19 protein-coding genes are annotated in these 23,275 nt (G+C 39.0%); 7 read left to right on the plus strand and 12 right to left on the minus strand.

The features are described from left to right. Positions 1 to 8 precede the first annotated feature (8 nt). The 12 genes from rplI to GYV61_RS02150 form a co-directional block, all read right to left on the minus strand. Positions 9 to 464, minus strand: coding sequence for a 50S ribosomal protein L9 (gene rplI, locus GYV61_RS02095; RefSeq protein ID WP_174794575.1), 456 nt, complete (start codon positions 462 to 464; stop codon positions 9 to 11). Between the two features lie 12 nt (positions 465 to 476). Continuing rightward, complete coding sequence (locus GYV61_RS02100) at positions 477 to 2,498, minus strand: DHH family phosphoesterase (protein WP_174794576.1); 2,022 nt, start codon at positions 2,496 to 2,498, stop codon at positions 477 to 479. Between the two features lie 268 nt (positions 2,499 to 2,766). Continuing rightward, positions 2,767 to 3,009, minus strand: a complete 243-nt coding sequence (gene rpsR / locus GYV61_RS02105) for a 30S ribosomal protein S18 (protein WP_034978630.1) — start codon at positions 3,007 to 3,009, stop codon at positions 2,767 to 2,769. A 22-nt stretch (positions 3,010 to 3,031) separates the two neighbouring features. Next, positions 3,032 to 3,553: a single-stranded DNA-binding protein gene (ssb, locus tag GYV61_RS02110; protein WP_046323980.1), complete on the minus strand. Its 522-nt coding sequence runs from the start codon at positions 3,551 to 3,553 to the stop codon at positions 3,032 to 3,034. A gap of 54 nt (positions 3,554 to 3,607) precedes the next feature. Further along, the gene (gene rpsF, locus GYV61_RS02115; protein ID WP_046323979.1) at positions 3,608 to 3,901 is read right to left on the minus strand and encodes a 30S ribosomal protein S6; all 294 of its coding nucleotides are present in this window, start codon (positions 3,899 to 3,901) and stop codon (positions 3,608 to 3,610) included. Between the two features lie 206 nt (positions 3,902 to 4,107). Further along, positions 4,108 to 6,594, minus strand: coding sequence for a DNA gyrase subunit A (gene gyrA / locus GYV61_RS02120; protein ID WP_122025400.1), 2,487 nt, complete (start codon positions 6,592 to 6,594; stop codon positions 4,108 to 4,110). 9 nt (positions 6,595 to 6,603) lie between these two features. Beyond that, entirely contained in the window at positions 6,604 to 8,568 is a 1,965-nt protein-coding gene (gene gyrB / locus GYV61_RS02125) for a DNA topoisomerase (ATP-hydrolyzing) subunit B (protein WP_046323977.1), read from the minus strand. Then, entirely contained in the window at positions 8,558 to 9,697 is a 1,140-nt protein-coding gene (gene recF / locus GYV61_RS02130) for a DNA replication/repair protein RecF (protein WP_110445321.1), read from the minus strand. Before recF ends, gyrB begins: the two co-directional genes overlap by 11 nt. Before the next feature lie 6 nt (positions 9,698 to 9,703). Further along, positions 9,704 to 9,913 (minus strand): S4 domain-containing protein YaaA, encoded by a 210-nt coding sequence (gene yaaA, locus GYV61_RS02135; protein ID WP_174794577.1) that lies wholly within the window; start codon positions 9,911 to 9,913, stop codon positions 9,704 to 9,706. Positions 9,914 to 10,138: 225 nt separating this feature from the next. Then, the gene (dnaN, locus tag GYV61_RS02140; RefSeq protein WP_174794578.1) at positions 10,139 to 11,269 is read right to left on the minus strand and encodes a DNA polymerase III subunit beta; all 1,131 of its coding nucleotides are present in this window, start codon (positions 11,267 to 11,269) and stop codon (positions 10,139 to 10,141) included. A 173-nt stretch (positions 11,270 to 11,442) separates the two neighbouring features. Beyond that, entirely contained in the window at positions 11,443 to 12,810 is a 1,368-nt protein-coding gene (gene dnaA, locus GYV61_RS02145; RefSeq protein WP_174794579.1) for a chromosomal replication initiator protein DnaA, read from the minus strand. Positions 12,811 to 13,434: 624 nt separating this feature from the next. Then, positions 13,435 to 15,276 (minus strand): FAD-dependent oxidoreductase, encoded by a 1,842-nt coding sequence (locus GYV61_RS02150; RefSeq protein ID WP_174794580.1) that lies wholly within the window; start codon positions 15,274 to 15,276, stop codon positions 13,435 to 13,437. A gap of 398 nt (positions 15,277 to 15,674) precedes the next feature. Between GYV61_RS02150 and GYV61_RS02155 the strand changes: the two genes are divergently transcribed. The 7 genes from GYV61_RS02155 (at position 15,675) to spxB (ending at position 23,048) form a co-directional block, all read left to right on the plus strand. After that, entirely contained in the window at positions 15,675 to 15,962 is a 288-nt protein-coding gene (locus GYV61_RS02155; protein WP_174794581.1) for a hypothetical protein, read from the plus strand. Positions 15,963 to 16,129: 167 nt separating this feature from the next. Further along, positions 16,130 to 16,270 (plus strand): 50S ribosomal protein L34, encoded by a 141-nt coding sequence (rpmH, locus tag GYV61_RS02160; protein ID WP_003549412.1) that lies wholly within the window; start codon positions 16,130 to 16,132, stop codon positions 16,268 to 16,270. A 52-nt stretch (positions 16,271 to 16,322) separates the two neighbouring features. Then, entirely contained in the window at positions 16,323 to 16,691 is a 369-nt protein-coding gene (gene rnpA / locus GYV61_RS02165) for a ribonuclease P protein component (protein ID WP_110446855.1), read from the plus strand. A 1-nt stretch (position 16,692) separates the two neighbouring features. Beyond that, complete coding sequence (locus GYV61_RS02170) at positions 16,693 to 17,556, plus strand: membrane protein insertase YidC (protein ID WP_174794582.1); 864 nt, start codon at positions 16,693 to 16,695, stop codon at positions 17,554 to 17,556. Positions 17,557 to 17,661: 105 nt separating this feature from the next. Continuing rightward, on the plus strand, positions 17,662 to 19,047 hold the full coding sequence (gene mnmE / locus GYV61_RS02175) for a tRNA uridine-5-carboxymethylaminomethyl(34) synthesis GTPase MnmE (protein WP_174794583.1): 1,386 nt from the start codon (positions 17,662 to 17,664) through the stop codon (positions 19,045 to 19,047). Between the two features lie 12 nt (positions 19,048 to 19,059). Continuing rightward, a complete protein-coding gene (mnmG, locus tag GYV61_RS02180) occupies positions 19,060 to 20,958 on the plus strand; it encodes a tRNA uridine-5-carboxymethylaminomethyl(34) synthesis enzyme MnmG (RefSeq protein ID WP_174794584.1) in 1,899 nt (632 codons plus the stop codon). 275 nt (positions 20,959 to 21,233) lie between these two features. Then, entirely contained in the window at positions 21,234 to 23,048 is a 1,815-nt protein-coding gene (gene spxB / locus GYV61_RS02185; protein ID WP_110446851.1) for a pyruvate oxidase, read from the plus strand. Positions 23,049 to 23,275: the final 227 nt, after the last annotated feature.

A 23,275-nucleotide genomic window follows, 5' to 3' on the forward strand; every position in this document is an offset into this window, starting at 1 on the left:
ACTACAGTTTAATCCTGTTCGGTAACATGAACGCGAATTTTACCTTCTACGCCCTTAAATAACTTAACCGGCACATTCGTGTATCCTAAGGATTTAATTGGTTCAGGCAGGTTTAATTTGCGCTTATCTATCTTAATACCAAACTGTTTTTCTAAGCCTTCAACGATCTTTTTACCAGAAATTGAACCAAACAGTCTGGAATCTGAACCGGCTTTAGACTTGAAGTTAACTACTGTTTCATCCTTTTCCAGTTCAGACTTAATCTTTTCTGCTTCAGCCTTTTCAGTTTCATATGCCGCCTTTTCGTTAGCAGCCACTCTTGCCAAAGTATGCATATTTGCTTTAGTTGCAGCTTTGGCTAGACCTCTTTTAAATAAAAAGTTTTGGGCATAACCATCAGGAACGTTTTTAACATCACCGCGTTTGCCACGGCCTTTAACATCTTCAGTAAAAATAACTTTCATTGTGCTCTCCTTTTATTCATTTTCTTGTTCATAAGTATCCACTGCATCCATCAATTTAGCAAGTGCCTCCTTAACAGATATCCCTTTAATTTGGGTAGCCGCATTAGACAAATGGCCGCCGCCGCCAAGTTTTTCCATAATAAGCTGAACGTTGATATCACCCATTGAACGAGCAGATATACCAATTGTATCCTTATTCCGTCTGGTAATTGCAAAACTGGCTTCAACATTTTCTAAATCCAGTGCCGTATCTGCAGCTTGAGCAGTAATAATAGGATCAATTTCCTTATCATCAGGTCCACATAAAACCGCCATTTTGGGTCTGATCATCTTCAAGCTGCTGACCAACCGGGTGCGCTGCAAGAAACTAGCAATATCTTCTTTTAGCAACTCGCTGACACCCATTGTACTTGCACCAATTGACCGCAAGTAACTGGCAGCATCAAATGTCCGAGTGCCGGTACGCAGCGAAAATTCTTTGGAATCAACTGTAATTCCCGCTAGCATCGCTGTAGCGTCAAGGTCGGTTAAAACCCGCTTACCTGAACTTGGCTGTTGGTACTCTACCATTTCAGTTACCAATTCACAGGCAGATGAGGCATAAGGTTCAACGTATGTCAGCATTGGATTCTCAGGGAATTCTTCACCACGACGGTGATGATCGATGACAATAATTCTATTTCTTAATTGCTCATATAATTCTTTGGAATAAGTAATAGAATATTTTGAATGGTCAACCATAACCAACATAGACTTGTCAGTCAATGCTTCTAACGCATCCCCAGGTGCGATAAAAATATCATTATCTCCCTTTACTTTTTCCATTTTAGCAACTAAGCGGCTGACATCATAATTGGTCTTATTGACATCTAAGACAAAATTTGCCTTTACATGATGCAAACGGGCAATTTTAACAACGCCAATACCGCTACCGACCGAATCCATGTCAGGGCTGGCATGACCAACTACAAAAACGCGGTCTGCTTCTTTGAACAGCTCACTAATCGCCTGTGAAACCATCCTTGCTCTAACTCTGGTTCTCTTTTCCATCGGATTCGATTTACCACCATAGAAACGAGCTGCTTTACCGGGTTGACTAAGAACAACTTGGTCCCCGCCTCTGCCTAACGCCAAGTCAAGGTTAGACTGCGCTTGGTCAGCTAATTCAGTAATTAAGCTGCTGCCAAAAGCAATTCCAATTGATAAAGTTAACGGTGTATTATTACGACTTGTTTCTAACCGCATTTTATCCAAAACAGAAAACTTATCTTTTTCCATTTTAGCTAAATCTTGCATATGGAGTAATAATAAAAAGTGATCTTCATCAATGCGTTTAAGGTAAGCGTTAAAGTTTTTAGCATAATCACTCAGAGTATTCTGAACATATGCACTAGTAGCAGTCAATTCCTGGTCATGCATGGTTTCACTCAACTCATCGTAATTATCAATAAAAATCTGTCCAATAGCTAATAATTCGTTTTTATATCGTTTTTCTATTTTAGCGTAACGCGTAATATCCAGTAAATAAACCACGCCCAGGTTGTCTTGGATAACCATCTCAAATTGATGACCATCCCAATTAACTACATGGTTTTCAGCAGTTTTAGCCTTTAAGGATTCATTAATTAACTTATCCAGTTCAGGATCAACGGATGCAATTGTATGTCCAATCAGGTCTTCATTTTTTAAATAAAGCTGCAGATACGGATTGGCCCATTGAATTTGATGATCCTTATCGTAAAGTAAAATGCCCAGGGGCATCTTAATCATTGCTTCTTGCTCGCTACGCTTAATCCGATAAGATAAACTAACAGCAAAATTGTTTGCATTACCAGCTAAGATATATGCACCATAACCGACGCATGCCACAGTTAAAATAAAGATTAAGACCATAGCCAAGCCAAATAATGGGTTCATGATCATCGCAACGATGCTGCCCAAAAGCGATAGCGCTAAGATAATAATGACTGAAGCCGTCAGCCTAGAATCTTTAATAAAAGCAGGAAATTCAAGCTTACGTAAAAAATCTTTCATGTAAGGTCCTTCCTAAAATAATGTATAATACATCATTATTATTATACATTGTATTCACTAGATAAGAAACTCCACAAGGTTCAGGTTTGAACTATCATTACTTTTTTGGTTCTTTTTACTCTCTTTAACTGTCAAAATTTAACCAGTTACTTTTATTCTTGCTTAGATAATTTATGCATAATAAAAAACCTCAAAATTATCGTAATTTCAAGGTCTTTATCAATAATTCCGCTCACTGCTTTTCAAGCATTAACAGAGTTTTTGTTTTTTAGTCTTCAGTAACAAATGGCAACAAGCCCATAATGCGAGCTCTTTCAATTGCCTTAGCTACCTTACGTTGATTCTTAGCGCTGGTGCCAGTGACACGACGTGGTAAGATTTTACCTCTCTCAGAGATAAAACGTTTCAACAAATCAACGTCCTTATAGTCAACGTAATCAATATGGTTGGCAGCAATGTAGTCAACCTTACGACGACGATGAGCGCCGCCGCTTCTTCTTTGTTGAGCCATATCCTAGGTCCTTTCTGTTAATTTAGAATGGTAAATCATCATCAGAAATATCAATGGTATCGCCTGAACCTGCAAATGGATCTTGGGTATTATCCGGACCATTATTAGCAGTGTTATTCTGATTTGAAGCTCCCATATTAGGAGTATTATTGGTATTCTGATTACCAAAATTGCCATTGTTATTTGGTGTGTAACCACCATTTTGACCACGGGCTTCACGATCTTTACGTGATTCAAGCAATGCAAAGTTGTCAACGACAACTTCTGTTACATATACTCTTTGCCCGTCTTTATTATCGTAACTTCTGGTTTGAATTCGGCCATCTATACCAACAAGTGAGCCTTTAGACGTAAAATTACAGAAATTTTCTGCAGATTTGCGCCAAATGACACAACTGATAAAATCTGCACCTCTCTCGCCTTGAGCGTTTGTATATTGACGATCTACAGCAAGAGTAAACGTAGCAACCGAGATTCCACTCCCAGTAGTACGTAATTCAGGATCACGTGTTAAACGGCCAACAAGTACAACTCGATTAATCATACTTTAGGTCCTCCCTTTCCTAAATCACGAAAACGATAACGTTTTTGTTCTTAATTATCCAACTTTGACGGTCATTGAACGTAGAACGGCAGTATCAATCTTGGACAAACGGTCAAATTCGTTAACTGCATCAGCGTTATCAGCAGTGAAAGTCATAACGTGATATAAACCCTCACGATATTTATTAATTTCATATGCGAAATGACGCTTTTCCCAGTCTTTTGACTCAACCATCGTACCACCGTTATCGGTAATAACCTTATCATAGCTTTCAACCAATGCTTTCTTTGATTCTTCATCAATATCAGGCTTGATAATATAAGTTATTTCATACTTAGTAGTTGTCATACTAGTGCACCTCCTTCTGGACTAAATGGTTCTTGCTAAAAATCAAGAACAAGGAGTAATGAAGTTTATTACTCGCAATCTCTAATTCTAGCACATAAACAAAAAATTACCAAACTATCTTTACGTGATCCAATAAGAAATTTTCATTCCTTACTTAATATATACGTAAAATAATCTGATAATTTTTAAATATTTTTGTTTCTTAATTAGTCTTGCTCTTCTGCATTTTCTGTAGAAGCAGCTACTTCCTGGTCCTCTTCAGCCGGAACAATTGCCAGACTGGCAACTTTATTGTTGTCATTAATCTTGATCAAGCGCACACCGAGAGTGCTGCGTCCAGTTTGAGAAACATCCTTTGTCTTAAAGCGGATCATGATACCATCATCTGTGATAACCATGATATCCTGACTGCCATCGATCACGGTCACGCCTGAAAGTGGACCATTTTTCTTGGTAATGTTTGCTGTTTTAATCCCTTTACCGCCGCGGCCCTTTGTCGGATATTCAGCAGCTGCTGTTCTCTTACCGTAGCCCTTTTCAGAAATCACTAAGACTTCATCATTATTTTTAACGACACCAGAACCAACAACATAGTCATTTTCACGTAAATTAATTCCCCGAACACCGGCAGCTGTCCGTCCCATTGACCGAACAGTTTGCTCATTAAAGCGCACGGCATAACCTAAGTGGGTACCGATCAGGATATCTTGCTTGCCGTCTGTAGCCAAGACATTATTCAGCTCATCACCATCGCGCAGGGTTAATGCGATTAAGCCACTGTTGCGGATATTGCCAAATTCACTGACATGAGTACGTTTAACGGTCCCCATTTTCGTAATGAAGAATAAGTACTGGTCATCCGCATCTTCAGGAATATTAACGATAGTCTGAATCTTCTCGCCTTTTTCCAGTTGCAGTAAGTTGACTATTGGGAGACCCTTAGCAGTACGACCAAATTCTGGAATTTCATAGGCTTTCTTTGAATAAACCTTGCCCTTGTTGGTAAAGAACAGCAACATATCATGAGTACTTGAATAAATCAGGTTGGCAATAAAGTCGCCTTCTTTAACGCCCATGCCTTTGATACCTTTACCACCACGATTTTGAGTCTTAAATTCGGTAATAGGCATCCTCTTAATGTAGCCGCTGTGAGTTAATGTCAGTAAAACGTCTTGCTTTTCAATTAAATCTTCATCTTCAATTGAGACAACTTCGCTAGCGCCAATCTTAGTTCGGCGAGCATCGCCAAAACGTTTTTGAATATCCAGCAGCTCATTATAGATTATTTCATTAATGCGCTCTGGTTTTGCCAAAATGTCTTTATAATCAGCAATCTTGGCTTGTAACTCTTTATATTCGGCTTCAACTTTGTCACGCTCAAGACCGGTTAACCGTACCAGCCGCATGTCTAAGATCGCTTGTGATTGCTTATCATCAAGACCAAAACGACTGATTAAAGCAGCCTTAGCAATATCACTTGACTGACTCTGACGAATGATATGGACAATCTCATCAATGTGGTCAAGGGCGATTTGCAGACCTTCGAGAATGTGTGCTCTAGCTTCGGCTTTGGCTAATTCAAATTTAGTTCTCCGGGTAACAACATCTTCTTGGTGTTCCAAGTAATATTGCAGCATCTGCTTGAGACTGAGAAAATGCGGTGCGCCATCAACAATTGCCACCATATTCATACCAAAGTTGGCCTGCATCTGCGTCAATTTAAATAAATTATTTAACACAACACTGGCACTAGCATCACGGCGAATATCAATTGTGACTCTCATCCCTGTTTGATCTGATTCATCACGCACACCAGTAATACCATCAATAGTCTTAGCTCGCGCTAGGTCTGCAATTTTCTTAACCAGCTCAGCTTTATTAACCAAGTATGGCAACTCAGTAACGACTATTCTTTCACGACCGCTTTTTTCGGTTTCAATATTAGTATTAGCGCGAACAACAATATTGCCGCGCCCAGTTTCATAGGCCCGATAAATGCCACCGCGACCCATGATAGTACCACCTGTAGGAAAATCTGGACCCGGAATTGCCTTCATCAATTCTTTAGTAGTGACATCAGGGTTGTTCATCAACATGTGCAGACCCTTAATCACCTCTGACAAGTTATGAGGCGGTATGTTGGTCGTCATACCAACGGCAATACCACTTGTACCATTAACTAATAAGTTAGGTATTCTGGCAGGCAATACTACTGGCTCATTTTCAGAATCATCGTAATTACGCTGCCAATCAACAGTATTTTTATTGATATCGCGCAACATTTCGACGGCAATTTTGCTCATGCGCGCCTCAGTATAACGCATTGCGGCCGGCTCATCGCCATCAACAGATCCGAAATTACCGTGGCCGTCAACTAACATATAGCGGTAACTAAAATCTTGTGCCATATGGGCCATCGCCAAATAAATTGAGGAATCACCGTGAGGGTGGAACTTACCCATAACTTCTCCCACGATTCTGGCTGACTTTTTATATGGTTTATCTGGTGTAACACCTAGTTCACTCATGCCATAAAGAATCCGGCGCTGAACCGGCTTCAAGCCATCGCGCACATCGGGTAAAGCCCGCGCCACGATAACAGACATGGCATAATCTAAGAATGAACTATTCATTACGCTGGTCAGATCAACGTTTCTTATTCTATGATCCTGACCTTGATTGTCGTTATCCATTTAAACCTCCTATGCATCCAAATTTTCAACGTATTTAGCGTTAGTCTCGATAAAATTACGCCGCGGACCTACTTCATTTCCCATCAGTAATTCAAAGACCTCATCGGCATTTTTAGCGTATTCCGGACTGACACGGTCGAGTCTCCTATTTTCAGGATTCATGGTTGTATCCCATAATTGTTCTGGGTCCATTTCGCCCAGTCCCTTATACCGTTGTACCAAAGGTTTAGGACTTGGCTGCAGACTACCTAAATAGTCATGCAGTTCTTCATCAGTATCTAAGTATCTGACCACTTTTCCCTGGCGTACTTGGTATAGAGGTGGACGTGCAATATAAACGTAGCCTTTTTCAATCATCGGACGCATGTAATTGTAAAAGAGGGTTAAAAGCAGTGTCCGAATGTGGGCGCCATCGACATCGGCATCTGTCATAATGATTAATTTGTGGTAGCGAGCCTTAGAAACATCAAAATCTGCACCAAAGCCGGTTCCCAAAGCCGTAAAAAGTGAACGAATTTCTTGGTTAGCCAAAATACGATCCATTGACGCTTTTTCAACGTTCAGAATTTTACCACGAATTGGCAAGATAGCTTGAGTCAGCCTTGAGCGTCCCTGCTTGGCAGAGCCGCCAGCAGAATTACCCTCAACTATGAATAATTCAGAAATGCTGGGGTCATTACTGGTGTTGTCAGCTAATTTACCCGGCAAGTTAGCAATTTCCAGACCTGATTTTTTACGAGTTACCTCACGCGCACGTTTAGCAGCTGTCCGGGCACGTTCAGCCAGTTGGGCTTTTTCAACAATTTTCCGACCAACTTGCGGATTTTCCATTAAAAAACGGTTGAAGGTTTCAGAAAAAGCACGATCTACAGCTGTCCGCGCATCAGAGTTGCCTAATTTAGTCTTAGTCTGACCTTCAAATTGCGGGTTAGGGTGCTTAACTGATACGACAGCTGTCATCCCTTCCCGAATATCTTCTCCTGAAAGATTATCATCACTATCTTTTAACAGCTTAGTCTTATGGGCATAATCATTAACTACCCGTGTTAAGGCTGTCTTGAACCCTGCTTCGTGCATCCCACCTTCATAGGTATGGATATTATTAGCAAAGGTCATCAGTGTTGTTTTATAGCCTTTTGTATATTGCAAAGATACTTCAACGTTAATATCGTTGTCATTACCTTCTACATAGATCGGCTCATCAAATAATACTTCTGTATCACGATTTAAGAACGAAACATATTCCTGAATACCACCTTCATAGTGATAAACGTCGGTTTCCGCGCTGTCTTTGCGCTTATCGGTAAATGTTAATTTCAAGCCCTTATTTAAAAAGGCAAGTTCACGGATACGATTTTTGAGGATCTTGTCATCAAAAGAAGTGGTTTCAGTAAAGATATCTGGATCTGGGAAAAAGTGCACTATGGTACCATGTTCAGATAAAGGCACAGTCCCCGTTACTTTCATTTCATCAACTACGCGACCACGACTAAAGTCAATAAAGTACTTTTTACCATCACGCATTGTTGTAACATCTAGCTTAGTTGATAAAGCATTCACGACAGAAGCACCCACTCCGTGCAAACCGCCTGAAACCTTATAGCCGCCACCACCAAATTTACCACCGGCGTGTAAGACAGTAAAAACAGTTTCAAGAGCTGGTCGACCCGTCTTTTTTTCAATATCGACCGGAATACCACGCCCATCGTCTTGAACAGTTACACTGCCATCCTCATTAATTGTAACTTCAATCTTGCTGGCAAAACCGGCTAAGCTTTCATCGATACCATTATCAATTATTTCCCACACTAAGTGGTGCAAACCCTGAGAGCTGGTAGAGCCAATATACATTCCTGGACGCTTACGAACTGCTTCAAGTCCGCCTAAGACCTGAATCTGACTGGCATTATATTTATCGGCTTCTTTTTCATATTGCTTAATTTGCTTAAGATTTTCTTTGTTACTATCTGCCATGCAATTTCCCCTCTTCTAAATAAATTTGTCCAGATTTAATGCGGTATATTTTCGGCTTCTTAATTATTTCCCAGGAAATACCCTCAAGATCTGTCGTCGTAATAAATGTTTGTGTTTTACCGTGAATGTAATTGAGTAAGGCACTTTGGCGGTTATGGTCAAGCTCACTCATGACATCATCTAGTAATAATAACGGATATTCATCAGTTAACTGGTGCACAAGCTGAATCTCAGCCAGTTTAATACTAAGCGCGATTGTTCTCTGCTGTCCTTGAGAGCCATATAAATGAGCGTTTTTACCATCAAGTTCAAACTCAATGTCATCCCTGTGAGGACCGCTTAAGGTCGTGCCTTTGAGAATTTCAATTCTTTGATTTTTTTGAAAATTGTCTAACACTTTATGATAAACTTCTTCGACGCTATCTCTTGCAGTTATTTCTTTTACCGATGGCCGATAAGTTACTTCCAGCTTTTCAGCGCTGGTACTGATGTGAGCGTAAGCATCTTGAGCATATTGATCTAAATAATTTAAAAATTGAAAGCGGCGGACTATTACTTCTGCCGCAACACCGGCTAGTTGATCCGACAAAACTTCCAAAAACATGGTGTCATGCGCTTCACCCTTGGCCAATTGTTTCAAATAATTATTCTTTTGTTGCAATACCTGCTTATACTTGCCTGCAAAATAAAGGTATTCGGCACTAATTTGACCAAACTCCTGATCCATGAATCGCCGCCTTAAGTTGGGTGCCCCTTTAATCAGGTCTAAATCTTCCGGCGAAAATAAAATAGCGTTTAATTGTCCCACATATTTGGATAATTTCGCTTGTTCAACCCGATTAACCCAAACTTTCTTACCTTTAGTGGTAATTAAAACCCGCAAAGATAGATCAATTTGACTTTTATAAATGTGACCAGAAACATTGGCATAGTCTTTACCAAAAGCGATTAGTTCTTTATCATTACTGGTTCTATGAGAACGAGTTAGGGCCAAAAAATAAATCGCTTCAAGTAAATTAGTTTTGCCTTGAGCGTTCTGACCTATAAAAATATTGACATTGGGATCAAAGTCAACCTCAAATTGCTGCAAATTGCGGTAATTTTGTGCAATAAAGTGCTTGAGATACATCCACAGCTACCGCAATTCATAAGTTTCGTCAGCAATTTCTAGCGTATCGCCAGGGCGTAATTTTTTTCCACGCCGATTTTCTTTGATCCCATTCAGTAAAACTGGATTTTCTTGCAGATACCATTTAGCCTGTCCACCTGAAGAAACAATACTTTCTTCTTTTAAAAACTGACCCAGAGTAATATATGCGCTTGTTACTTTAAATTCTTTGATCATAACCACCTTCACACCATTAACTACCTATAATAAGTATATTCGTTTCACAAGCAAAAAACAACTAAAAGCCCATATAAAGCCATATAAACGGATTTTTTTAAAATAAACATTTCATAGTGAATGACACTAAAAATAAACCAGCATGCTTTTTTGTTCGATTATAAAAATTTGGTCAGAAAAAAAGCCATCAGTTGATGACTTTTTCTTTTTATTAAGAATGATAACTTAAAAAGTTCTCACCGGTGTAATTAACTGAACAAAATTAATGTCGGCTTTATCTGGATTTACAGTAAACGGCCGCAATGGTTGCGTGAAATCCATAATAACGGAATCAGTCACCGAAGCTTTTAACGCATCACGCAAATAATCAGGATTAAAGGAAATCTTTAAATTCTCACCTTCAAGTTTCTTAAAACTAACATCTTCTTCAACATTCCCAATTTCTGCTGATTCACCAGATAATTTGGCACTTTGTTTTTTAGTGTCCAGTGTCAAATCAACTACGTTATTGCGTCCTGCATGTGTCAGTAAACTTGCCCGATCAAGCGCACTTGAAAGCTCCAGTAAGTCAAATTCTACAGTTGTTGTGCTGTCAGTGGGTATCAAGCGTTCAGTATCAGGATAGCTGCCTTCAAGTAGACGTGAATAAAACAGAATGTTGCCAATTTCAAAGAGTACCTGATTTTCACCCGGACAAACTTTAATCTCCGGATCAGTTTCTCCGATAATACGTGCAAGTTCCAGTAAACTCTTTCCCGGAATGATTAAGTCTGTTTTTGTTTGTGGTCCGTTTTCTAAAGTCAAAGCACGACTGGACAATCTATGTGAATCTGTTGCTACTGCATGAATTTTGTCAGGGCTAAAGGTGAAATGAACACCAGTCAGAACTAAGCGACTTTCTTGAGTTGCAACCGCAAATTGGGTTTCATTGATAATTTCTCGAAAAGTTTTTCCCGAAATAACAAAAGAGGACTCGTCTGGAATTTCCGGTAATCTTGGGTAGTTATTAGCATCTAAACCATTAATAGTGAACTCACTGTTTTCAGAAATAATTTGTGTTTGGAAACTTTCTTTAACTTCCAAAGAAAATTCTTTTCCCGGTAACCGTCTGATAATCTCGCTAAAAAATCTTGCCGGTAAAACGACTGATCCGGTTGAATCAACGGTCAGATCTTCACTAACTGGTATTTTGATTTCAATTGAAATATCAGTATCACTTCCAGTGAGAAGTAATTCCGTTTCCGTTAAATTAAGCTTGATACCACTAAGAATCGGTATAGTTGCTCTGGATGAAATGGCATGCATTACATTGTTTAAATTATCTAAAAAAAGATTCCTGTTAACTGTAAATTTCATTTGGTGCCTCCTGTTATTTTGTCTATTTCCTTTATATTAATTATATATTTAATTAGTAGTATTAGTAGGTCCTGTGATTTCTGTTGAAAAGATACATTAGCCTTAAAATAACGTAATTATTGCGGTTAAAAAGATGTGTACAAGTCCGTTATTTATCCACAGTTGATAACTTTTTAGCGGTCAAGCATTTGTTTTAAATCAAAAACAGCGGTCTTGATGTCGGAATTGGTCTTAATTTCCCGACTAATCTTTTCGTAAGCATGCATCACAGTTGTGTGATCCTTACCGCCAAACTCCTGTCCGATTTTAGGAAGGCTGGAGTCAGTTAATTCACGGGATAAATACATAGCAATTTGTCTTGGAACGACAATCTGTCTAACCCGCTTTTTTCCTTTTAATTCATAAGTTGAAGTTTGGAAATAATTGGCAACGACTTCTTGAATTTTAGAAATTTGCAGACCTTGGTTTTTTTGGACTAATTTGAGATCAGCCAATGCTTCACGAGCCAGATTGACATTGATATCTTCGTGCTCAATTGTTGCGTGTGCCTGTACTTTCACCAGAGCCCCTTCAAGTTCACGGATATTAGTGTCAACTTGAGAAGCAATATAATCGAGTGTATTATCATCAATTATTAAATTTTCGGCTTCGGCTTTTTTACGTAAGATTGCGATTCGTGTTTCCAGGTCTGGTGGGGTAATTTCTACTTGCAGCCCCCAAGTAAATCGTGATACCAGTCGTTCTGACAAATCAGGAATTTCGGTAGGCAGCCGGTCACTCGTCATGACTATTTGTTTTTGGTCATTATAAAGAGTCTCAAAAGTATGGAAGAACTCCTCTTGAATACCTTCTTTTTTAGCAAAAAATTGAATATCATCAACTAGTAATAAGTCGCAGGTTCGATATTTTGCACGAAATTGATCTTGCGTTTTGTTTTTGATTGAATTTATAAAATCATTAACGAAAGTTTCACTTTGAATGTAGACAACCTTAGCATTAGGTCGTTCTGCCAACATTTGATGGCCGATAGCCTGCATCAAGTGTGTTTTACCTAAACCTACACCGCCAAAAATAAAAAGGGGGTTGTAAAAACTACCGGGACTGTCAGCCACAGCTAAAGCTGCACCGGCTGCCAGCTTATTGCCTTCGCCTTGAACAAAATTATCAAAAGTATATTTTTCATTAAGCTTAAGGTTACGAACAAAGGCATTTTCCATTTGCGGCCGTGAATTTACGGACATTGTCTCACTTTTTGGTTTAGGCGTTACAATGCGCTCAGTACTTTGATCGCCCTCAATTTGAAAGACGGGCATAACCTCAATATTAGCGTAGCCATATGCAGATTGAATTAATTGTGAAGCTAAATTCTTTTCCCAATATCCTTTGGTTACAGGATTTTGTACGGCAATTTTTAATTCGTGAGTTTCTTTATTGTAAGAAACTGGTCTGGTATTTTTAAACCAGGCATTATATGCAACTTCATTAAAATGTTCACGCATTTCTGTATTAAAATGCTGCCAAAATTTATTAATGTCAAACAAAATATTTCCCTCCGCTTACGTTACGCAAAACTTATTTTACCATCTAATAAAAATGTTTTCCACAGGTGCACAAAAAGAATTCAGAATTAACAAGCTGTGGATAGATTTTAGAAAGAAATTCACTTTAGATTAAAAAAATTGGGTAATATTTATCTTATTTACATTATAGCTTGTGGAAATCTTTTACTGAAATAGCAGTATATTGCAAGTTATATTGATTATGCTATCCACATACTGTGGATAATTTTATAAACAGGTTGTAGATTGTGGATAAATTTGTGTAAAATGATGTGAATTTGCACTTGTGGATAATTTTAGGATATTAATTTTAAACAAATACGACGAAATTTAACCTGGACCGAGTAGTAGAAAAATTCACTTTTGTCTTAACATAAAATAAGAAGTAAGCAGCGCTAATGCATGGCGACACTTATTGCTTTAAAACTCCGTACTACTGATAATTAATAACTTATAATTATTTGGCTTCAAGCTGGCAAAATTCTTTAAACAAAATTATTACTTTGAAAAAACGACAGAAGTTGTTTTTAACTTGAGCACAGAAAAAGCGCCTTACTAAATAATATTAGTAAGAACGCTTTTCTTGTTTGTCTAAAAATTAGTTTTTTAATATTCTGATGAACCAGTTGTTACATCAGTTTCTGCAGGTGTAACATCAACTTCTTCTACTAGACCAGACAGGACTCTGCCGACTCTGCGGCCTGAATGCATTCCTTCGGCTAAGGCAGTACCTGATGATGGGTAATAATTTGCATTCCAGCCACCGGAGTTGCAGCCGATAGCATACAGGTGAGCAATCTTTTGATCATCTTGATCAACTACTTCATAATTAGTAGTTACTTTCAAGCCGCCAATTGCACCAAAATTGCTGTCCTTGTGAGCATAAGCATAGAATGGCGCATGTAATTCTTGCAGGCCTTCTTTACGACCAAACTCTTTATCTGCACCATTTGCGGCGTTTTCATTCCAGGTCTCTAGTTGCCGCTTTAAGTTTTCAGCTGGTACATTGATTTTAGCAGCTAATTCTGCAATTGAATCTGCTTTAAACATTTGACCGGAATTAATATCTTTCTCCGTGTCTGCAGCAGATTTCCAAGGTGAAAATGGAGTAGAGAAGGTTGATGAATCGAAGATTTGCCAAGTTGGTTTATCCCAAATTAGTTCTTGTTGGTAAGTGGCACGGGTTAGATAACCGTAAGTAGTATCTTCATTGACGTAACGTTTACCGTTGCCATTTACGTAAAACATTGGTGGTGTTGGCAAATTATCTGCTGCACCTACGTTGCTCTTGAAATCAACATCCATAGAGCCGCCTAAGCCTTCAGTTGCGGCGTTAAGTGCTAATCCCATCAAAATACCGTCACCGGTATCGTATTTAGAATTAGTCAAGGCATGATTTTTAATATCACGATATTGTTGCGGCGCAAATTCTTTAGCTAGTTTTTCATTATAGTCAATACCAGCAGTAGCAAGGACTACACCTTTATTGGCGCGATAATAACTAGTTTTGCCTTTGCAATTAGTTACTACGCCAACAACTGATTTGTCAGTATAGCTGGCAGTTACTAAATTAATTACAGGAGTATCAAAGAAAATCTTTATTCCCAAACGGTCAGCTTCTTTTCTGACAGCGTCAATCATTACGCAGCCACTGCCTAAACCGCCACCGTGTTCATAAACGTGAATTCTTTGCGCAAAGTAATCTTTGTTTTCATAAGGAATGACTCTGTGGCCATAGACAGAGGTCCATTTTATTCCTAAACTTGCCAGCCATTCAATGTTATTAGCAGAATCCTCGGCTAATTCTTTTATCATCTGAGGATTTACTCTGCCTTCACCGGCTTGAATTAACTCTTGAGCATGTAGTTCAGGATTGTCATTTTGATAGCTTGTAAATTCTTTTTGATATTTATCGCCAGAACCCTGAATGACACCAGCGGAATAATTACTGGTTCCGCCGACCATACCAGTTTTTTCAAAAATAACTACGTCGTTGCCATGCTTTTTTGCTTCAATAGCAGCAGATAATCCAGAGATACCTGAACCAACAACAATCACGTCATAAGTATCGTCAAATTGCACTTGAGATGCGATATACTTGTTATTGTTTACTTTGGCATAAACCGGATAGTTAGGTTTTTTACTTGGTTTTACTTTTGGATTAACGGCATCGTCTGCAGTTAATTTTCCTTGAGCAACTTCTAAGGCTTTATTTACGCCATTAACAACTGCCGAAGTACTTACTGAAGCGGATGTAACAACATCCACATCAGTATTGCCGGCTTTTTCAATTCTGTTAATCATTGTTGGTATTGCATAGGAACCAACCGTATATGGCTGAACACCGTCAACAGCAACTTTGATTATTTTACCGTCCTTTAATGTAACATTACTGGTTAATAAGCTGTGAAAGCCTTGAGCAGCACCTTTAAAAACACCACTTACCATAAAAATCTCCTTTATTTATATCAAAATTGTATTAAGCACTACGGAAAGCGCTTGCCTACAAAGATAATTTTATCATCAATAAGTAATAGAATGATTAAAAAAGAGTAAAGAATGTGAAGTGCTGTGTAAGCCAAATTGCTTTTATTATGGTGTCATTGTAGCGGCGTAAAGGCAATCTTAAAAATAGTCTCAGAATCGATACAATAACCTAATACTTATTATTTAAAGTAATTTGTGAAAGACCATACAAAGCTTATAATCAAACTTGATTGTAAAGAAAGCACCATTATAATTGAAGGAGTAATGGTATGAGTAAGCTTTTTATTTGATACTACTCCAAGTGCTGAATAGGCTGGTTAACAGCAAATAAAAATATTTATTTATTGTGAGGTACCAATATGGATTATCAAGATTATGTTGAGTTGGGGCTGAAAGATGACGGCAATTTAAAGGTGATACTAAAAGGCGGTGTTGAAATCAGTACACATGCAGCAGAGAAGGTGGGCGTTGTTAGTGTGGTCTATATTACGCAGAGTGTTGAACGTGCCAGACAAAAGTTGGAAGAATTGACGGCCAAGCAGTCAGATGGTGATTATTATATGGTTTATTCTTGCCCGCCTGATACCGATTTGCCAGCACTTGGACATTACCCGTCAATTGAAATTGCCAAGGCTGATTTGTTATAGAAAACTGTAAGAATTTTTCACGGCCAGTTTAAGCCAAGTCACAAATTATTCCTAAATTGGTAATTAATCCTGATGTTTTTTCTCTTTTTACTTGGTTTTTTACTTTAATCATGGTATCCTAGATATTAAATTGTGCAGTCTGCATACAAAATTGGAGGTGTAGTTTAATGACAACTAAAAGAACTTACCAACCTAAAAAGCGTCACCGTTCAAGAGTTCACGGCTTTATGAAACGGATGAGTACATCAAATGGCCGTAAGGTTTTGGCTAGACGCCGCGCAAAGGGTAGAAAAGTCTTATCTGCTTAAACCACTGAAATCCCAGTGGTTTTTTTAATTTTTAAGAGTGGAATGAAACGTTTTGAGAAAGTCTTATCGTGTTAAAACAGAAAATGATTTTCAGACAGTTTTTAAGTCAGGCAATTCAGTAGCAAATCGTGCTTTTGTGATTTATCAAATGGACAAGCCGGAAAACAAGCATTTTCGTGTTGGCATTTCTGTTGGTAAAAAAGTCGGACACACTGCTGTAGTGCGTAATCGCCTCAAACGTTATATTCGCGCTGTTCTTACGGAAAATAAACCTTTGATTAAACCACATATTGATTTTTTAGTCATTGCTAGACCATATGCGCGTGATTTTAAATGGGATGATGTTCGTAAGAACCTCTTGCATGCACTCTTTTTAGCCAATATAATTGAAGAGATACCGAATAAAGTTGAGGAAGATTAGAGTGAAAGACATTTTAACTAAAAAGAATGTCAAGCGTCTACTTGTACTGCTGACAGTAGTTGCAGTAGCGGTTGTCTTAACAGGATGTGCATCAAACGGCAAGCCAGAACCTGTTTCACATACAAGCGGCAGCTGGTGGAATCGCTGGGTCATTTATTACATGTCCACGTTTTTGCTGTGGCTATCGAAGCTGGTAGGCAACAACTATGGTTGGGCAATTATTATCTTTACTATTATAGTACGGCTTATTTTGTATCCGCTTAGTGCTATTCAGATTAAGAGTACTACCAAGATGCAGAAAATTCAGCCGGAAATAGACGCTTTACGTAAAAAGTATCCCGGTAGTGATACAGAATCGCGAACTTTGCTTTCGCAAGAAACAAATAAGCTCTATAAAGAGGCAGGAATTAATCCTTATGCTGGTTGTTTGCCTTTAATTATTCAGTTACCGGTTATGTATGCTTTGTATGGTGCGATTTGGCAAACGCCACAACTGCAAACTGGCCACTTTATGTGGATGGATTTAGGTAAGCCGGATCCATACTTTATTATGCCAATTTTGTCTATGGTCTTGACTTTTATATCGACTTATATCAGTCAATTATCTACGCCAAAAGAATCACAAACCTTGTCAACTAAGATTATGACTTATGGTATGGCAATTATGGTTGGTGTAATGGGTATATATTTCCAGTCAGCTATTGTAGTTTACTGGGTAATTTCCAATCTGTTCCAGGTGGTTCAAACTTTCATTCTGCAAAACCCTATTAAATATCGGCGTGAACAGGAAGAAAAAGAGCGCCAAGAGCGCGAACGTAAGCGTCAATTGCGCAAAACTTATAAGCGGTTAAAACGCAGAAAATAATTTTTAATCTAAATTAATGATTTAGCTAAAGTAGTCAAAGTGCTTTATCCATCATGATTATTCATGGTGGAATAATGCGCTTTTTTTATTGAAAAGGAGAAAATCATGGCACAAACTTTAACGGAGTTTGATACAATTGCAGCGATTTCAACGCCAATTGGTGAAGGTGGGATTTCTATTGTCCGCATGTCTGGTGAAGAAGCTGTTAAAATTGCCAATCAGGTTTTCAAGGGTGCGAATTTAACTAAAGTGCCGACGCATACTATTCATTATGGACATATAGTTGATCCTGCAAGTGAGCAGGTGATTGACGAAGTTATGGTATCTGTAATGCTGGCTCCTAAGACTTTTACCAGGGAAGATATTGTTGAAATTAATTGTCATGGCGGCATTGTTGTCACCAACCATATTTTGCAATTATTATTAAAAACCGGTGCGCGCATGGCAGATCCCGGTGAATTTACTAAAAGGGCATTTGTTAACGGCCGCATTGACTTGACTCAGGCTGAAAGCGTGATGGATATTGTGCGCGCTAAAACCGATAAGGCCCGGCAAGTGGCAGAAAAGCAGCTGGAAGGCGGTCTGCTTGAGAAAATCAGGGCCATGAGACAGGAAATTTTGGATACGCTAGCCAATGTCGAAGTTAATATTGATTATCCAGAATATGATGCTGATACTGTCACGGCCAAGCAAATGGTGAGTGTTTCTCAGTCTGTTATTGCTAAAATAGATAAATTGCTCAAAACGGCAAGTGAAGGAACGGCGTTACGTAACGGCTTAGCTACTGCGATTATTGGCCAGCCCAATGTCGGCAAGTCATCTTTACTTAATTATCTGACTAAAAGTGATACGGCGATCGTGACCGATGTTGCCGGTACAACCCGTGATACTTTGGAAGAATATGTTTCTGTTAAAGGCGTACCTTTAGAATTAATTGACACTGCAGGTATCAGGCACACTGATAATAAGGTGGAAAAAATTGGGGTTGAGCGTTCCAAAAAAGCACTGGCAAAGGCAGATTTAGTTTTGCTCTTGTTTGATGCAAGTAAGGAATTAACTCCAGAAGACTATGCCTTAATTGATGCTACTAGTGGGAAAAAGCGCATTGTTATTTTAAATAAGACCGACTTGGGCCAAAAAATTTCTGCCGCTGAAATAACAAATTTAACCAAGAGTCCGGTTATTGCCATTTCAATTTTGCAAAAACAAAATCTTGATCAATTAGAAAAAACAATCAAAGAACTGTTTTTCAAGGGGATTGAGAACTCAAATGACCAGGTCATGGTAACTAATCAAAGGCAGGTTGGCTTACTGGAAAAGGCCAAAAAGCAGCTGCAAGACGTTGTTCAGGCCCTAAAAGATGAAGTTCCTATAGACATTGCCCAAATTGATTTCAACGGCGCCTGGGACACTCTAGGTCAAATTACGGGTGAAAGCAGTCCTGATGAGTTAGTTAATGAATTGTTTAGTCAATTTTGTTTAGGGAAATAGGTGTGAAAATTAATGATTAAAAGTTATGACTCAAATGATTATGATGTCATTGTTGTTGGTGCTGGTCACGCGGGCAGTGAAGCAGCCCTGGCGAGTGCCAGAATGGGCCAAAAGACGTTACTTTTGACGATTAGCCTTGATATGGTTGCTTTTATGCCCTGCAATCCGTCAGTAGGAGGCCCAGCTAAAGGAACAGTGGTGCGCGAGATTGATGCCTTGGGCGGTCAAATGGGTAAAAATATTGACGCTACCTATATTCAAATGCGGATGCTAAATACAGGTAAAGGGCCAGCTGTACGGGCATTGCGCGCACAAGCCGATAAGTGGCAGTATCACGAACAGATGAAAAAAGTGATCGAGGATACCCCTAATTTGACTTTGAGACAGGCGACAGTTGATGAATTAATTGTTGAAGATGGAGTTTGCAGAGGGTTAATTACCAACACAGGAGCTAGGTACCATGCTAAAAGCGTTGTACTCACAACAGGAACATCAGCTCGCGGGCGTATTTTTATTGGCGAATTGAATTACTCATCCGGTCCCAACAACACTGTACCGGCAATTAAGCTTTCAGAAAATTTAGAAAAACTGGGCTTTAAGCTGCGCCGTTTTAAAACGGGCACACCGCCGCGCGTTAACAGTAATACCATTGACTATTCTAAAACTGAGGAAGAACCTGGCGATAAAATTCCGCGTCATTTTTCTTATGAAACTAAAGATGAAGATTACCTCAAGAATCAGGTTTCATGCTGGATGACATATACAAATAAAACCACGCATAAAATAATTAACCAAAATCTAAACCGTTCACCTATGTTTTCAGGAGAAATCAAGGGTATAGGACCGCGCTATTGTCCGTCAATTGAAACTAAAGTAGTTCGTTTTGCGGATAAGCCGCGTCATCAGATTTTCTTGGAGCCGGAGGGTAAAAATACCAAAGAAGTTTATGTTGGCGATTTTTCAACCTCAATGCCTGAAGAAATTCAGTTAAAAATGCTGCATTCGGTAGCTGGCCTTGAAAATGCGGAATTGATGCGGCCGGGCTACGCTATTGAGTATGATGTGATTGATCCCTGGCAGCTAAAGCATACTTTAGAAACCAAAAATATTAAAAACTTGTTTACTGCGGGACAGATGAACGGAACTTCTGGCTATGAAGAAGCAGCCGGGCAGGGACTGATTGCTGGCATTAATGCAGCTTTGCGAGCTGCTGGTCAGCCGGGATTTACCCTAGGCCGCGATGAAGCTTATATTGGCGTTTTAATTGACGACTTAGTTACTAAAGGAACAGAAGAACCATATCGTTTATTGACCTCACGAGCAGAATATCGTTTGATTTTACGTCATGATAATGCTGATTTACGTTTGACGGATTATGGCTTTAAACTTGGTTTGATTTCTGAAGAACGTTATTCTAAGTTCTTAGCAAAGAAAGAACAAATTGCTCAAGCTGCCCAAGCTGTTAAAAAGATCACGGTTCATCCTACAAAAGAGGTCCAGGAGTATCTTGCAAGTATTGGTGAAGAAAAGTTAAAAGCCGGCGTGAAGGCTGATGTTTTCTTAAGAAGGCCTAAGGTTAAGGTGACTGATATTGAGCGTTTGACAGGGATGCATATTTCAAATGAGCGCTATGTCAGAGAGCAGATTGAAATTAACGTTAAGTATGCCGGTTATATTAAAAAGGAACAGCAACAAATTGATAAACTGCACCGGCAGGAAGCAAAGAAAATTCCTGTGGACATTGATTACAGTGCAATAGATGGCTTAGCAACAGAAGCACGAGAGAAATTTGCCAAAATCAGACCTGAGACAATAGCACAGGCTGAACGTATTTCAGGAGTAAATCCAGCAGATATGGCCATTTTAAGCGTTTACGTGCAAAATGGTCGTTATCAGAAAATTCAACATTAAATTTAGTAAAAATTTAAACTTTATAAAAAATATTTTCTGAGGATTAAATACACCAAAAAATGCACAAATTTGGTCGTTATGATCAGCTAATCACAAATGAAATTATTGCTGTTATCTGAATGTCATTAGTATAGCGCTTAACTTTGTGAAGATAATATTTTTACAAAGCGCTTACATGTTGTGCTAATAACTAATTTTGCTTACTTGAAATTGTGAAATTATATGTTTTAATACAATATGTAAGTAAACATGTATTTAAGGAGATGCACTTTAAAATGGCAAAAATTAATGGCGCAAATGCCATGCTCCAAGTTTTGTTGGACTGGCATATTGATCATATTTATGGTTTTCCGGGTGGCTCATTTGACTCAACAATGAACGCTATCCACGACTTTAAGGGTAAGTTGAAGTATATTGAAGTTCGGCACGAAGAGGCTGGTGCTTTGGCTGCTTCAGCTGAATATAAATATACTGGCAAGGTCGGTGTATGCTTCGGTTCAGCCGGCCCTGGTGCTGTTCACTTGATGAACGGCTTGTACGATGCAAAATACGACAAAGTTCCTATGGTAGCTATTGTAGCTAACGTTCCAACTGGTCGTCAGGATATGGACTTCTTCCAAGCCTTTGACGAAAAGCCTTGGTTTGATCCGGTTGCTGTTTGGAACCACCAAATTAAGCGTGCAGAGCAAATCCCTTCAATGATGGATGAAGCAATTCGTCAAGCTTATGCTAAGAAGGGTCCAGCTGTCTTAATTCTTCCTAAGGATTTTGGCTGGGACAAGATTGATGACAATTACCGTGTAAATTACAATGCAATGCAGGCTGTTCCAAACTATGCAGCTCCTAAGAAAGATGAAGTTGAAGCAGCTGTTAAGCTTCTTGAAGAAGCAAAGAACCCGGTTGTTTACTTTGGTCTAGGTATGAAGGGTCATGGCGATGTCTTAGAAAAATTTGCTGAAAAATTCAAGACCCCATTGATGTCCTCAGTTATGGCTAAAGGTGTTGTTGAAGATAAATGCCCAGCTTACATGGGTTCAATTGGTCGTGTTGCACCTAAGCCAAGTGATGATATCCAAACTCATGCTGATGCAGTTATCTGGGTTGGTAATGACTCACCATTCTCATTATTCTTCTTTGATCCTAAGGCTAAAGTTGTCCAAATTGATGTTGACTCAGAAAAATTAGGCAAGCGTCACGCTGTTGATGTTCCAATCTTGGCTGATGGTGCTAAGACTTTACAAGCTATGATTGACGCAGGTCAAGCTCGTGAAGAATCACCACTTTACAAGGCTGCTATTGCTGACCGTCAAAACTGGGAAGAATGGGAACACAGCTTTGATGATTCAGACGAAATGCCAATTCGCCGTGAGCCAATCTTTGACATCATCAACAAATACGCTGATGATGATGCACAATTTGCTATTGATGTTGGTAACATTAACATTGACTTCCAACGTTTAGTGAACTTGCATGATGACCAAACTTGGGCAACTTCAGGCTTGTACGCAACTATGGGCTTTGGTTCACCAGCTGCACTTGCAGCAGCAACTGCTCACCCAGAGCGTGAAGTTTGGAACTTAAGTGGTGACGGTGGCTTTGCCATGATGAACCAAGAGTTGTTGACTCAAGCTCGTTACAATATGCACATTATGAACGTTGTCTTCACTAATGATACTTTAGGCTACATTGAAGCTGAACAAGTTGATGAATCACACCAACCATTATCAGGTGTTATTCTGCCAAACAACGACTGGGCTAAAGTTGCTGAAGGTATGAATGTAAAAGGTGTAACTGTACGTACTAAGAAAGAATTCGAAGACGCAGTTAAAGAATTCAAGGAAATGGATGGACCAATGTTAGTTGACATTAAGTTCACTCATGATATGCCTTACTCAACTGAATTGAATACTCTTGATGACCCAGAATTTGTTAAGAAGTATCAAGCTGAAGGCTTGAAACCATTTAGTTACTTTGCTGACAAGTATGGCTTAGTAGAAGATGCTGCTTCAGGTGCTTCAGAAGCTGAAGAAGAACCTGAGCCAGAGCCAGAACCAGAACCTGACACAACTTCAGGTGCTTCAGCTCACTAATTAAGTGTAAAACCTTAAAAAAGAACGTCCAATAGGGCGTTCTTTTTATTTGATCAAATTTGTAAAATAGTCAGGTGATAATCTAACAGCTGCAACGATGCATCTTCAATGATTTAGCTTGAAGCCTAGGCTTTCTAATTAAACATTTATATTTTAAGTTATGTATTCAAGCCTATATCCGTAGTCAATTGGACAATAACGTTTTAAGATTATAAACTGTCAGATGA

It is taken from the genome of Lactobacillus melliventris (genome assembly GCF_013346935.1).
Lineage (GTDB): Bacteria > Bacillota > Bacilli > Lactobacillales > Lactobacillaceae > Lactobacillus.

Coding starts and splice junctions, on each gene's coding strand:
- yaaA (WP_174794577.1), bottom strand. CDS start 9,913: ATGATCAAAGAATTTAAAGTAACAAGCGCATATATTACTCTGGGTCAG.
- rpsF (WP_046323979.1), bottom strand. CDS start 3,901: ATGACAACTACTAAGTATGAAATAACTTATATTATCAAGCCTGATATT.
- gyrA (WP_122025400.1), bottom strand. CDS start 6,594: ATGGATAACGACAATCAAGGTCAGGATCATAGAATAAGAAACGTTGAT.
- dnaN (WP_174794578.1), bottom strand. CDS start 11,269: ATGAAATTTACAGTTAACAGGAATCTTTTTTTAGATAATTTAAACAAT.
- mnmG (WP_174794584.1), top strand. CDS start 19,060: ATGATTAAAAGTTATGACTCAAATGATTATGATGTCATTGTTGTTGGT.
- GYV61_RS02100 (WP_174794576.1), bottom strand. CDS start 2,498: ATGAAAGATTTTTTACGTAAGCTTGAATTTCCTGCTTTTATTAAAGAT.
- rpmH (WP_003549412.1), top strand. CDS start 16,130: ATGACAACTAAAAGAACTTACCAACCTAAAAAGCGTCACCGTTCAAGA.
- recF (WP_110445321.1), bottom strand. CDS start 9,697: ATGTATCTCAAGCACTTTATTGCACAAAATTACCGCAATTTGCAGCAA.
- spxB (WP_110446851.1), top strand. CDS start 21,234: ATGGCAAAAATTAATGGCGCAAATGCCATGCTCCAAGTTTTGTTGGAC.
- rplI (WP_174794575.1), bottom strand. CDS start 464: ATGAAAGTTATTTTTACTGAAGATGTTAAAGGCCGTGGCAAACGCGGT.
- gyrB (WP_046323977.1), bottom strand. CDS start 8,568: ATGGCAGATAGTAACAAAGAAAATCTTAAGCAAATTAAGCAATATGAA.
- rpsR (WP_034978630.1), bottom strand. CDS start 3,009: ATGGCTCAACAAAGAAGAAGCGGCGGCGCTCATCGTCGTCGTAAGGTT.
- mnmE (WP_174794583.1), top strand. CDS start 17,662: ATGGCACAAACTTTAACGGAGTTTGATACAATTGCAGCGATTTCAACG.
- GYV61_RS02155 (WP_174794581.1), top strand. CDS start 15,675: ATGGATTATCAAGATTATGTTGAGTTGGGGCTGAAAGATGACGGCAAT.
- ssb (WP_046323980.1), bottom strand. CDS start 3,553: ATGATTAATCGAGTTGTACTTGTTGGCCGTTTAACACGTGATCCTGAA.
- GYV61_RS02150 (WP_174794580.1), bottom strand. CDS start 15,276: ATGGTAAGTGGTGTTTTTAAAGGTGCTGCTCAAGGCTTTCACAGCTTA.